This window comes from Roseibium aestuarii (genome assembly GCF_008477545.1).
Lineage (GTDB): Bacteria > Pseudomonadota > Alphaproteobacteria > Rhizobiales > Stappiaceae > Roseibium > Roseibium aestuarii.
In genome coordinates this window covers 291,410-303,910 of record NZ_VORA01000001.1, presented here as the reverse complement: position 1 = coordinate 303,910, position 12,501 = coordinate 291,410, and the positions used below count along the sequence as shown (strand labels likewise).

General features: G+C 64.3%; 9 protein-coding genes. 2 read left to right on the top strand and 7 right to left on the bottom strand.

Annotation, left to right across the window (positions count from 1 at the left end; all coding sequences use genetic code 11):
* Positions 1–352: 352 nt before the first annotated feature.
* The gene (locus tag FR728_RS01345; protein WP_149890866.1) at positions 353–2,023 is read left to right on the top strand and encodes an alpha-glucosidase family protein; all 1,671 of its coding nucleotides are present in this window, start codon (positions 353–355) and stop codon (positions 2,021–2,023) included.
* Between the two features lie 168 nt (positions 2,024–2,191).
* On the opposite strand, the gene FR728_RS01340 is transcribed toward FR728_RS01345, so the two are convergent.
* The 6 genes from FR728_RS01340 to FR728_RS01315 all read right to left on the bottom strand — a co-directional run bounded on the left by FR728_RS01340 (position 2,192) and on the right by FR728_RS01315 (position 9,863).
* A complete protein-coding gene (locus FR728_RS01340; RefSeq protein ID WP_149890865.1) occupies positions 2,192–3,253 on the bottom strand; it encodes an ABC transporter ATP-binding protein in 1,062 nt (353 codons plus the stop codon).
* A 32-nt stretch (positions 3,254–3,285) separates the two neighbouring features.
* Entirely contained in the window at positions 3,286–4,572 is a 1,287-nt protein-coding gene (locus FR728_RS01335; RefSeq protein ID WP_149890864.1) for an MGH1-like glycoside hydrolase domain-containing protein, read from the bottom strand.
* A gap of 66 nt (positions 4,573–4,638) precedes the next feature.
* Entirely contained in the window at positions 4,639–5,886 is a 1,248-nt protein-coding gene (locus tag FR728_RS01330; protein ID WP_149890863.1) for a carbohydrate ABC transporter permease, read from the bottom strand.
* Position 5,887: 1 nt separating this feature from the next.
* A complete protein-coding gene (locus tag FR728_RS01325) occupies positions 5,888–7,135 on the bottom strand; it encodes a sugar ABC transporter permease (RefSeq protein ID WP_149890862.1) in 1,248 nt (415 codons plus the stop codon).
* A 288-nt stretch (positions 7,136–7,423) separates the two neighbouring features.
* The gene (locus tag FR728_RS01320) at positions 7,424–8,773 is read right to left on the bottom strand and encodes an ABC transporter substrate-binding protein (RefSeq protein ID WP_149890861.1); all 1,350 of its coding nucleotides are present in this window, start codon (positions 8,771–8,773) and stop codon (positions 7,424–7,426) included.
* Positions 8,774–8,810: 37 nt separating this feature from the next.
* The gene (locus FR728_RS01315; protein WP_208998608.1) at positions 8,811–9,863 is read right to left on the bottom strand and encodes a LacI family DNA-binding transcriptional regulator; all 1,053 of its coding nucleotides are present in this window, start codon (positions 9,861–9,863) and stop codon (positions 8,811–8,813) included.
* Positions 9,864–10,264: 401 nt separating this feature from the next.
* Between FR728_RS01315 and FR728_RS01310 the strand changes: the two genes are divergently transcribed.
* Positions 10,265–11,044 carry a glycosyltransferase family 2 protein gene (locus FR728_RS01310; protein WP_149890859.1) on the top strand — a complete coding sequence of 260 codons (780 nt, stop codon included), beginning with the start codon at positions 10,265–10,267 and terminating at the stop codon, positions 11,042–11,044.
* A 48-nt stretch (positions 11,045–11,092) separates the two neighbouring features.
* Here the strand turns inward: FR728_RS01310 and FR728_RS01305 are convergent, their stop codons facing one another.
* A complete protein-coding gene (locus tag FR728_RS01305; RefSeq protein WP_149890858.1) occupies positions 11,093–12,292 on the bottom strand; it encodes an HD domain-containing phosphohydrolase in 1,200 nt (399 codons plus the stop codon).
* Positions 12,293–12,501: the final 209 nt, after the last annotated feature.

The following is a 12,501-nucleotide window of genomic DNA, read 5'->3' as shown; positions in this document are numbered from 1 at the left end:
CAGGTGACGCAACTGCGGCCGCCACTTGAGGCCGACGGGCCGATACAGTTTTTTCTTCATGCGGTTGTCTTCATGCGGCTGTCATGGGGGCCGGGCATAGTCCGGCGCATAGTTCACGACCTTTGACACATCCCTTTTCAGATCCGGCCGGTCTCCTTCTGGAGGTCGGCCTTTTTTTTCGTTTCGCAGGTCCCGCCCGCAAGACCGCGCTGCCCCTTCGGCACTCCGCAGGTCTTGACGCAGGATGGGGAACAGGATAGCGATCCAAAGCGCTTTGAAGCGGCGCGAATGCCGCGCCTGGCGCCGGCAAGTCTCCTGTCAGATGCGGCCGGAAGCGGCCGGAAAGGTCCCCATGAACGATCCTCAGGCCCAGCGTCCGTCAAGCCATGCCTCCGGCGCGCTGTCGAGCGCGAACCCGGACTGGTGGCGCGGCGCGGTGATCTACCAGATCTATCCGCGCTCCTTCCAGGACAGCAACGGCGATGGCATCGGGGATCTGCCGGGCATTACCCAGCGGCTGGACCATGTCGCCGCCCTCGGCGCGGATGCGATCTGGCTTTCCCCCTTCTTCACCTCGCCCATGGCGGATTTCGGCTATGACGTCTCCGACTACAAGGACGTCGATCCGATGTTCGGCACGCTTGCCGACTTCAAGGCGATGATGGCGAAGGCCAAAGCCCTGGGCCTCAAGGTGCTGATCGATCTGGTGATCTCGCACACGTCGGACCAGCACCCCTGGTTCGTCGAAAGCCGCTCTTCGCGCGACAATCCCAAGGCCGACTGGTACGTCTGGGCGGATGCCAAGCCGGAAGGATCGCCCCCCAACAACTGGCTGTCGATCTTCGGCGGCTCGGGCTGGGAATGGGACAGTGTCCGCTGCCAGTACTATCTGCACAACTTCCTGATTTCCCAGCCGGATCTGAACTTCCACAACGAGGCAGTGCAGGTTGCCGTGCTCGATGCGGCCCGGTTCTGGCTGGATCTCGGCGTCGACGGCTTCCGTCTCGACACTGTGAACTTCTACTTCCACGACAAGGACCTGCGGGACAACCCGCCGCGCCCGGCGGATGTGCCCATCACCGGGGTGGACCCGACGAACCCTTATGCCTTCCAGCATCACGTCTATGACAAGACCCGACCGGAGAACCTCGCCTTCCTGGAGCGACTGCGGAAGCTGATGGACAGCTATCCGGACACCACGCTGGTCGGAGAGATCGGCGCGGACCGGGACGTGATCGGCACGACGGCGGCCTATACGGTTGCGGGCACGCGGCTGCACATGGCCTACAGCTTCGATCTTCTGACCGAGCAGCATTCGCCGGCCTATCTGCGCAAGACGGTGGAGGCGATGGAAGCGGGTCTGGGCTCGGGCTGGGCCAGCTGGGCGCTTTCCAACCACGACGTGGTGCGCGTGGCCACCCGCTGGGGCCAGGGCTGCGACCTCGCCCGCTTCGCGCCGCTCTGCACCGCCCTGGTGACGACCTTGCGCGGCACGCCCTGTCTCTATCAGGGCGAGGAGCTGGGGCTGGAAGAGGCCGATGTTCCCTTCGAGCTGCTGCAGGATCCCTATGGCAAGCGCTTCTGGCCGAAGTTCAAGGGCCGGGACGGATGCCGGACGCCGATGTCCTGGGCAACGCAGGAAGACCACGCCGGCTTCACCACCGGTTCGCCCTGGCTGCCGGTGCCCAATGCCCAGCGGGACAAGGCGGTGTCCGGCCAGACCGGCGTCAGCGGTTCGGTGCTGGAGCGCACACGAGCCTTCCTGACCTGGCGCAAGCAGCATGCGGCGCTTGCCAAGGGAACCATCCGCTTCCTCGATGCGCCGGAGAGCCTTCTCGTCTTCGAGCGCGCCCACGGCAATGAGACGGTGCTCTGCGTGTTCAATTTCGGCGAGGAGACGTGCCGCTACACCCCGGACACGGCCACGCTCGAGCTGCTGCAGGGCCACGGGTTCAGCGGCATGCTGGATGGGGGCGATGTGGTGGTCCCGGCGCTGGACGCCGCCTTCGCGCGGATCGCCTGACGCGCCAAGACTTGTCGCCTCAGCTGGTCATGCTCGGGCTGGTCCCGAGCATCCAGTACGCAGCGTATCCCCCTCAGAAAGGCTGGATTCTCGGCAAAGGGCCGAGAATGACGGAGGAGAGGCAGGCGAAAGATCTCTCTCTCCGCATTATTGGCCCTAACCGGCAGCTCAACGCGCGCGGATGGCCTGTCCCTGAGCATCGAAGAAATGCAGACGGGTCTCGTCGAAGGCGAGGCCGATGCGGGTGCCCTCGGCGACCTCATCCGCCCCGTCTATGCGCACGAGCAGGGTGTCGAGCCCCTCGACGGTGACATAGAGATAGGTGTCGGCTCCCAGATATTCGGCCACGTCCACCGTGGCATCGAGATGGCCCTCGCCTGCCGGCACCACGCGGATGTGCTCCGGGCGGATGCCGAGGCTGGCCGGATCGGCAATGGCCTCGAAGGGATAGGGACCGCTGCCCTTGCCACCGAGATCGAAGCGTCCCGCGGCTGCCGTGCAGGGCAGCACGTTCATCTTCGGCGAGCCGATGAACTGGGCGACGAAGAGGTTGTCCGGGCGCTCGTAGAGCTCGCGCGGCGAGCCGACCTGTTCGATCCTTCCCGCCTGCAGCACCACGATCTTGTCGGCCAGGGTCATGGCCTCCACCTGATCGTGGGTGACGTAGATCATGGTCGTGCCCAGCGCCTTGTGGAGGCGGGCGATCTCGAAGCGCATTTCCACCCGCAGGGCGGCGTCCAGATTGGACAGCGGCTCGTCGAAGAGGAAGGCTGCCGGCTCGCGCACGATGGCACGGCCGATGGCCACGCGCTGGCGCTGACCGCCGGACAGGGCCTTGGGGCGCCGGTCGAGATAGTCGTCGAGCTTCAGCACCTCGGCGGCCCGCGCGACACGGGCATCGATCTCGGCCTTGGGCATGCCGGCGGTCTTCAGGGCGAAGCCGACGTTCTCGCGCACGCTCATGTGCGGATAGAGCGCATAGGACTGGAAGACCATGGACAGGCCGCGGGCGGAGGGCGGTTCCGCCGTCACGTCGCGCCCGTCGATGTCGATGATGCCGCGGCTGGTTTCCTCCAGACCCGAGATCAGGCGCAGCAAGGTGGACTTGCCGCAGCCGGAGGGGCCAACGAAGATCACGAACTCGCCGTCGGCGATGTCGAGATCGATACCCTTGATGACTTGCAGGTCGCCGAACCATTTCTCGACGGCGGACAGACGGATCGCACCCATTTACTTCTTCCCGTTCTGAAAGGTCTTCATTCTCAGGCCGCCTGGACCTGCCGCTGCGGAGACACCCAGGCCAGCCAGACTGCTGCCGTCCAGGAGAAGGATCTCCCGCCCGCGCCGGTGCCGTCGATCGGGCTGAAATATTCCGCGAAGCCGCTGAGGGCGACGAGCCGTTCGGTGTCGGCGCGTACGCGCTCGGACCGCTCCGCATCGCCACTTTCCGCAAGGCCCCGGGCGATCATGTAGTTGACCACGGCCCAGATCGGCCCGCGCCAGTAGCGCATGGGTTCGAAGCCCGGATAGTCCGGGTCATAGGACGGCACGGTGAAGGTCGCCTTTGCGGCAATCCGGTCGAAATGGGCGCGCATTGCGGCAAGCTGGTCCGGCGTTCCGACGCCTGCGAAAGGGGCCAGGAAGGCCGCGCTCGACACGCCGGCGCCGCGAACACCGCTCCGCAGGTTCTTGGTGGTGAAGGCCTGAACCTCCTCGTTCCAGAGGCTTGCCGCCCCCTTCTCCAGACGTGCGATCCAGCCCTCGATCTCCGCCTTCGCCTCATCGATCCCGAGACTTGCGGCGAGTGCCAGGAGATCCCGGTTGGCGCGCAGGAGGATCATGGTGATGGCCGGATCGGCCACCAGGAAGGGGCTGTTCTCGACCACCTTGACCGGATCCCAGCCGACCGCGCGGCCGGATTGCAAGATGGCCATGTAGCGATCGTAATCGAGCTTGCGCGGACGCACGGAGGCATCCACGTGCGTGGTGTCCTTGCGCTCGTAGGCCTCGATGCCGGAGGTGTCGACAAGGGACAGGGGCTCATCCCAGTCCGGCAGGTTGTCGCGACCGGATTCCCAGGGGTGGATGATGGCGACACTGCCCTCCCCCGACGGGTCGCGGTAGGTCGCCCACCAGCGGTGCCAGGCCATCAGCTTCGGGAAGAGCGCCTTCGCCCGCGCCGCATTTTCCGGCGTCGGGGACTGCTCGTAGAGATCGCGCACCACGATGGCGGCGACCGGCGGCTGGGAATGGCCAGAGGTCGGGAAGGGTTCGTGGGTGGTCTTCCACACATCGGGACCGGGGAAATAGCCCGGATCATTCTTGCGGAAGAGAATGTGCGGCAGCATGCCGTCTGTCCACTGCCCCTCGAACAGGGTTTCCAGCTCGCGCCAGGCCCGGTTCAGGTCGAAGGTGGCAAAGCCCAGCGCCACGAAAACGGAATCCCAGTTCCACTGGTAGGGATAGAGCCCCTTGGTGGGGATGGTGTAGCCCCCGAGATCATTCCCGATGAGAATGTCATGGGCGACGGTATCAAGGCTGGAAGCCATGGTCTTTCAACTCCCTGAGGGAAAACTGATCGCTCTTTGCGGCGATGTCAGCGAGGTTCGGATCGATCACCCCTTCACGCTGCCTGCGGTCAGGCCCTGAACCAGGAAGCGCTCGAACCACAGGAAGATGAAGAGCACCGGCACGGTGGCGATCACCGCCCCGGCCATAAGGTGCTGTCTTGGGACTTCGGAGGAATTCAGCGCGACGATGCCGCGCGACAGGGTGAAGATGTCCGGATTGTCCAGGAACATGAAGGCGAAGAGGAACTCGTTCCAGGCGATCATGAAGACATAGAGGGACACGGACGCGAGCGCCGGAAGGGACAGCGGCAAGGTGATCTTGAGGATCACGCCGAGACGGCTCAGGCCATCCATCAGCCCCGCCTCTTCCAGCTCGGCCGGCAGGCCGCGGAAATAGCCCTGCAGCATGTAGAGCGCCACGGGAATGGTCGTCGCCGGATAGACGATGAGCAGTCCGGTCAGGCTGTTGCGCAGCCCGAGCTGGGAGAAGACCGCGTAAAGCGGAATGACCAGAACGATGGCCGGGACCATGTAGATCAGCAGCACCGAGCGCGACAGCATCGCCTGACCGCGGAACCGGAGCCGCGCCACCGCATAGGCGCCGGGCACGGAAAAGAGCAGGGTCAGCACCACGGTTGCCACGGACACCACGGTCGACACCCAGAGATAGGTGCCGAAGTCGTATTTGGTGAAGAGCTCCACATAGGACCGCAGCAGGCTCGTGATGCCCTGTCCCAGGTCGATGGACAGGTCCAGCGGATTGGCGAGCAGCGCCTGCTGGCTCTTCAGGGAGGTCATCACCATGACGTAGAACGGCAGGGCGACGATGATGAAGAAGAAGACGAAGCCAAGCCCCTTCAGCGCGCGGATGATGACCAGCTCCACGTCATAGCGGCGCATGGGCGCCAGACGCACGCCCGTCAGGCACAGGCGGTTGGCCGCGATCACAGCCGCAAGGGCTGCAACCAGCGCCAGGGCCTGCATCAGCGGATGGGTGTCGAACGGCAGGCTGAAGGGCATGGCGAGGCTCAGGCCCATCATCAGCACGAAGAGCAGCAGCAGATCGATGCCGAGATCCGGGGCAAGACGGAGCGCCTCGCCCGAGGCGCTGCGACCGGCGCGGCCGGTGACCACCAGCCAGACCCCATGACAGGCGCCGGCAAGGGCGGCGGCGCCGGCGGCCGGCATGGCGACCACACCGCTGACCAGCGTGAGCGTGACCCCCATGACCGAGAGCGCCACAGCGCCCCACAGAGTACCGGACAGCACGGCAAGAAGAAGCGGAGCGAGCATCTCAGAGGCCCTCCTCTTTCGGCGAAAGGGTCATGAAGAGGGTGGCGAAGACGACGAGGACCACGAAGACCACCACGGCCACGGCGGCGCCTGCGCCCAGGTTGGACAGGGCAAAGCCCTGTTCATAGACATCCACGGTCAGGGTGCGGGTGCCCGCATTGCCGCCGGTGAGCAGGAAGATGTCGTCGAACTTGTTGAAGGTCCAGATGAAGCGCAGCAGGAACAGGACCGAGAGAATGCCCACAAGCTGCGGCAGCGAGATGTACCAGAACTGCTGGAACGGGGTCGCGCCGTCCATCTCGGCCGCCTCGTAGACATCCGTGTTCATGGACTGCATGCGCGCGAGGATGAAGAGGAAGGACAGCGGGAAATAGCGCCAGGCCTCGAAGGCGATGACCGTGGTCAGCGCCAGGGGAAACTCGATGGTCAGGCCGAAGAGATGCAGATCCACCGCGCGCTGGCCGAAGAAGTTGATCGCCTGATCGGCCAGACCCATCTTGGTCGCCAGCGCATTGACCGTGCCGGAGAAGGGATCCAGCAGAACGACCCAGGTGAAGGCCACGGCAATGACCGGCGAGACATAGGGGAAGAGGAAGAGCCCGCGCAGGAAGCCGCGTCCGCGGAAGGACACATGCAGGAGCTGGGCGGCAAAGAGGCCGAGCACGAGGGCGCCCGCCGTGCCGAAGATCGTGTAGTAGAAGGTGACCCGCAGCACGCTCCAGAATTCGGCGTGATCGAAGATGCGGGCGAAGTTCTCGAGGGTGAACTCGAAGCTGGTGAGGATGTTGTCGGCATCGCCGGTTACCGTTGCCTCGACCTGCTCGTGCGGGTCCTCGATGTCGAGAAAGGCCTGGGAGACCGTGCCCTCAAGCTTCAGGGTCTCGCGCCATTTGCCTGGCACCGTGCCCAGCGCACAGGTGAGCGTTTCGCCTTCGAGGGCGCAACCCTCCGGCAGGGACGTGACGGTCAGACCGGCGGGCAGTGCATCGGTGAGCACCACGTCGCGGATTTCCTTGTCGGTGGTGGAATTGCGCAGGCGATATTCCAGCGTCACCGCGTCGCCCACGGCCTTCGGGCTGCCGCGCAGGCGTTCGCTCACGAGCACGCTCGGCGGCCGCAGATCGGCAAGGCCGACGGGCTTCACGCTGATCCAGAAGTTGGCGAGCAGCGGCCCCAGGACGATCACCAGGACGATCAGGAACGTGGGCGCAAGCATCAGATAGGCGAGCCGCGATTCCCGGCGGCGCATGGGACCGATGCCCCGGGGCGGATGCGCGGGAACTTCCGCCTTTGTTGCGACGGATGCCGAAGCTGCGGCCGAGGCGCTGGCCGAAACTGAGGATGGGCTGATGTCAGACATCGCTCGAACTGCTTTTCTCTTCGGAGAGGGGCCGGATCCGACGTCCTGCAAATGGCGGGATCAACGTGATGGCCGGGCCTTGAGAACCGGGCGCCGGAAAACCGGCACCTGCGGAGAGAGACCCTCCCGGACCGGCTGGCGGCCCGGGAAGATGCGTCTTGTCGAAGCGCGATCCGCTTACTGGATCTTGGCCAGCTCATCGTTGATGGCGGCAACCGTCGCGGCGGCATCGCGCTCACCGTCGATGAACTCGCGCACCAGACGGTTCAGGACCTGGCTGTTGACGATCTTGGATGCCAGCGAGAGCTGACCTTCCTCGACGCCCCAGCGGCTTGCGGTCTCCAGACCATCGACAATCGACTGGATGGTGGCTGCATCATAGAGGTCGCCCAGGGGCGCCTTGCGGTCCACGCCCACCGGCAGGGCAGCCCAGCCCTTCACGAACTTGTCGGCTTCGGCATCGGTGCCGCGACGGATCGGGAACTTGCCTTCCGGAGCGATGGACAGGGTGGAAAGGTAGCCTTCGTCCATGGAGAACTTGACGAATTCCATGGCCGCATCGGTGTCGGCATCGTTGGTGATGCCGAAGTAGCGGATGTCACCCCAGGCAGCGCCCTTCGGGTTCGAAGGACCGGCAAAAGTGGTCACCACGCCGGTGAGGCTGGCCAGTTCCGGGGAGGTCGGATCATCGTTGATGGTGGGCGGAGCGCTGTCGCGCAGGCCGGCCAGCTCGTCGAGGATGAAGGGCGACCAGATGATCATGGCAGCCTGGCCCGCGAAGTAGACTTCACGAGACTGCTTCCAGAACAGGTCCCCCGGAGGGGATGCCTTGGAGATGGCCTTGTAGAACTCGAGGGCTTCGACGGTCTTCTTCTCGTCCAGCGGCTTGAAGCCGTCGGCACTGACCGGGGACACGCCGTTGGCGAGGAACACATGCTCCAGCACCTGGCTCATGAAGTTCTCGTCGATCTTGGTGGCCGACACGAAGCCGAACATTTCCGGCGGGTTGTGCAGTTTCTCGACGGCCTTCAGGATCGCGTCATAGGTGGTCGGCGCTTCCAGACCGTTCTTCTCGAAGAGATCCTTGCGATAGACGATCATCTGGGTCCAGCCATCGACCGGAACGGATGCATATTCACCGTCCACGGTGGACATGGCGAGAGCGCCGGGAGCGAAGGTCTTGGCATCGAGGGCGGCGATCACGTCGGAGGCGGCTTCCGCATCCAGGATCCCGGCTTCGGTCCAGGGGCCGACATACTGCAAGGTGTGATAGATCACGTCGGGCAGATCGCCCGCGGCAAAGGCTGCGGTGGCACGGGTGCCCAGATCCTTCTCGGTCACCGGAATGACCTCGACGTCGATGCCGGTCTTGGCCTTGAAGGCCGCAGCCATTTCTTCCTGCTTGGCGAGGCGTTCCGGCTGTTCCTCGATGGTCCAGAACTTCAGGGCCTCTGCCTGTGCGCCCGCCATGCCCAGCGCCAGCGCGCTCACCATGGTCGAAACGGCGATCAATTTCCTCCCAATCATGCTCAACTCCCTTTGTATCAATAAGAAAATGGTCTCGTCACTTGCCGAGAAGACCGGCAATTTCCTGCGGTGTCCGGGCGGGCGGTCCGTCGGACCCACGCCGGATGAGAAGCGCGTCAGTCAGGTCCTGCACGGGCCGCGCAAGCGGGTTGCCGATCTGGTCGACCAGCATGGCGGCGATGCGACCTCCCGCCTCACGCGCGGCCTGCGAGAATGTGGTCAGCGGCGGATCGAGATAGGCCCCGACTGGCAGCCCGTCGTAGCCGATCACGGTGATGTCCTGTCCCACGACCAGCCCGGCATCCCGGATGAGCCGCATGGCGCCAATGGCCTGGGCATCGGTCGTGCAGAGCACGGCGGTGGGCGGCAACGGCAGGGCGAGCAGCCGGCGAGCGCCTTCCGCACCGCCCTCCTCGGTCAGATCCGTGACGATCTCGAGCTCGACCTCGACCTCGACCGGGATGCCCGATTGCGCCAGGCCGCCGCGATAGCCTTCCACACGCTGCCGGGCGAAGTTCAGGTCCTGCGGTCCGGCCAGCATGGCGATCCGCCGGTGGCCAAGCCCGTGGAGGTGACGAACGCCTTCGACGAAAACCGCCTCATTGTCCACGTCGAGCCAGGAAAAGGCCTCGGGCTGACCGGTGCGTCCATGGGCCACGAAGGGGAAACCACGCTCGGTCAGGAACCGGATGCGCGCGTCGTCCACCTCGGTACGGGTGAGGATGAACCCATCCACCTTGCGGCGGGCAATCAGGCGCTCGTGCACGGCCACCAGATCGGCGGTCGACGGCGCCGTGGTGATCAGCAGGTCGAGGTTGAGCCCGTCCAGCGCGCGGGCAATGCCGTCGATGAATTCCGACAGGAACGGATCCGCGCCGCGACCTCGACCCACGGGCATGACCAGACCGATCGTGTCCTGACGCCCGCGCTTCAGACTGCGGGCGGTGGATGAAGGCTGGTAGCCCAGCTCCTTCACGGCGTGCAGGATGCGCTCCCGGGTGGCGGGCGAGATATCCTTGTAGTTGTTGAGCACGCGGGACACGGTTCCCTTCGCCACGCCGACATGGCGCGCGACGTCATCAATCGTCACCGACCTGCGCTCTTCCTCCAGGGTTCCCATCCCGCTCCCTTGAGTGTTCCTCGAGGCTGCTGGCAGCCCTCGCTTTTCCATATTTGTTGAAAACAGAGTTACAAAAACGGTTTCGGACGTCAACAAAATCGGTTTCGGCGTCGCATCAAGCGGCTGCGTGACTCGGGCAGGATTCCACAACAGCACCCAAGACGACGCCGGGGTTTCCAAGGGATTTGAGCTTGGTGCAATGCAGCATGCTTTTTCGCCGGCGCAGGACCCATGGGGCCTTCTTCCGCAACGGGACAGCGGGTCGTGACCGACAGACCCACCGAATTGGGCAAGGTCTCCGCTGCCGCCTGACACCTGCCGCAAGACCTGCTAAACCGACGCGAGCCCTTTCAACGCGCCGGTCTGCCTGCATGTCCCTTCCCGTCTCCGCCTTCATCATCGCCTGCAACGAAGCCGATCGCATCGGCCGTGCCATCTCCAGCGTCATCGACTGGGCAGATGAGGTGATCGTCATCGACAGTGGCTCCAGCGACGACACGGTGGCGGTGGCACAGGCGCTCGGCGCCCGGGTGATCCACAATCCCTGGCCCGGATATGGTCCGCAAAAGCGTTTCGGAGAGGACCAGTGCCGCAACGACTGGCTGTTCAACCTGGATGCGGACGAGGAAGTCACGCCGGAGCTTCGGACCGAGATCGAGAGCCTCGTCTCCTCAGGCCGTCACCGGCAAGCCGATCACTGGCGTGTCATGATCCTGGATGTCTTCGCCCACGAGGAAAAACCCGCCGCCTGGGCCTATGGCTATCACCAGATCCGGCTCTACGACCGGCGCAAGGGCCGGTTCTCCGCGTCCACGGTGCATGACACCGTACGCCCGGAGCCCGGAACCCGTGGCGAGGATCTGCGCCACCCCATGGCGCATCGCTCGATCCGCGATCTGGATTTTCAGGTCGGCAAGTACAACCGCTATTCGAACATGCAGGTGGCGGACATGCGGGCTCGCGGCCGCAGCCTGTCACGCTGGCGGCTTCTGAGCGAGTTTCCGGTGGCGTTCTTCAAGGCCTATCTGGTGCGCCGCTATGCCCGCTATGGCTGGTGGGGCCTAATCCTGTCGGTCAATTATGCCCATGCCCGCTTCCTGCGGGTGGCCAAGGCCTATGAGGCCGAGCTCGCGGATCGCGCGTCGGACTGACCGGCAGCGCCATGCAACCCCGTCAGGAAGACGTCTCAGGCCGACCTATCAGGCAGACATGGGCTCCAGCGCCATCTCGGGCCGGGTGTTGCGGTGAACGCGAATCGGCTGACGGATCCCGGCCACGTGATTGTAGTGATCCAGCCGGCGAATGGTCGTGCGGGTCAGCTCATGCCCACGCGAGAGCACCAGTTCGAGGGTGCCTTCGGTGAGGACATCGTCCACCAGGATATCACCCGGACGTAGGGCCCGGATGTAGCAGAGGGAGATCTTCTCCTCTTCCGCCGTCGCCTCTTCGTCCGTCAGCAGGGTCTCGCGGGCAATGGCGAGGAGCTCCGGGTCATACTGACGCTTGTTGATGGCGAGGGCCTCGAAGGCCGCCGCGTCGATGCCGTTTTCCGGGCTGGCGTACCACAGGTCGGTCAGCAGCTTCAGGATGCGGGCGGTCAGCGGGATGTCCTTGCCGGTGGGCCCATCTTCCGGATAGCCGGATCCATCGAACCCGCGGCCAGAATAAAAGATGGCTTCCGCGACCTTTTCCAGCTGGGGAATGTTGTTGAGAAGATCGCGGGTCTGTCCCGGCGCCGAGGCAAGGATCGCCCGCTGCTGGTCAGTCAGGCTCTTGGCGCCGCGATAGCGCGCCAGAATTTCCTTCGGCAGCAGGGCCTCGCCCAGGGGCGAGAACATGACCGCCATTTCCAGTTCCCAGGTGCGTTTCATGCCGAGCTTTCGGGCAATGGTCACCGCCTGGGGGCGAATGATGTGGGTGCGGCGGAAGGCTTCCGCATGGAAGAGGCCCAGCATGTCGATCAGCAGCTTGACCGAACCGGAAAGGGTTCGTTCCAGCATCATCCGGTCATGGACCATTTTCTCGTGATGGGCGAGCCCGGCCTCCACCGCCGAGGCGATCTCGGAGGAAGAACAGGGTTTATTCAGCAGCATGAAGATGGAGCTGTCATTGACCGCCCGCTTCACCATGTCGATGGAGGTATCGGCCGTCAGCAGGATACGCGCGGCCATGTTTGCGAAGGGTTGGGACGCCTTGAGGAAACCGACTCCACCACGACCGGGCAAATTGAGGCAGGACACGATCACCGCCGAACCGGGATGGTCCTTGAGGTAGCGAAGAGCCTCCTCGGTCTCCGGGAAGGTCTCGACCGTAAAGCGTCCCTCGAACAGACGCTGGAACGCCTGCAAGACCTTCGGATCATCATCCACGACTACCAAAGTCTTCAAGGGTTTCGCCATCAAGTTCCTCCTGCGCCACGCTTCATCGACGCACCATGCGGACCAGTCGCCGTCAAAAAGCAGGGCCATCGCGAAAGACTTGCGGTCCGCTTGTCTACTCCCTGAAGAAATAATGTCCGAAAGAGTCCTAGGAAATTGCTAATTTCGCCCGATACGGGTTTCTACTTCTCCCTTACCGTGTAAGGAATTACAGGGAGTGCTGGCTTTTC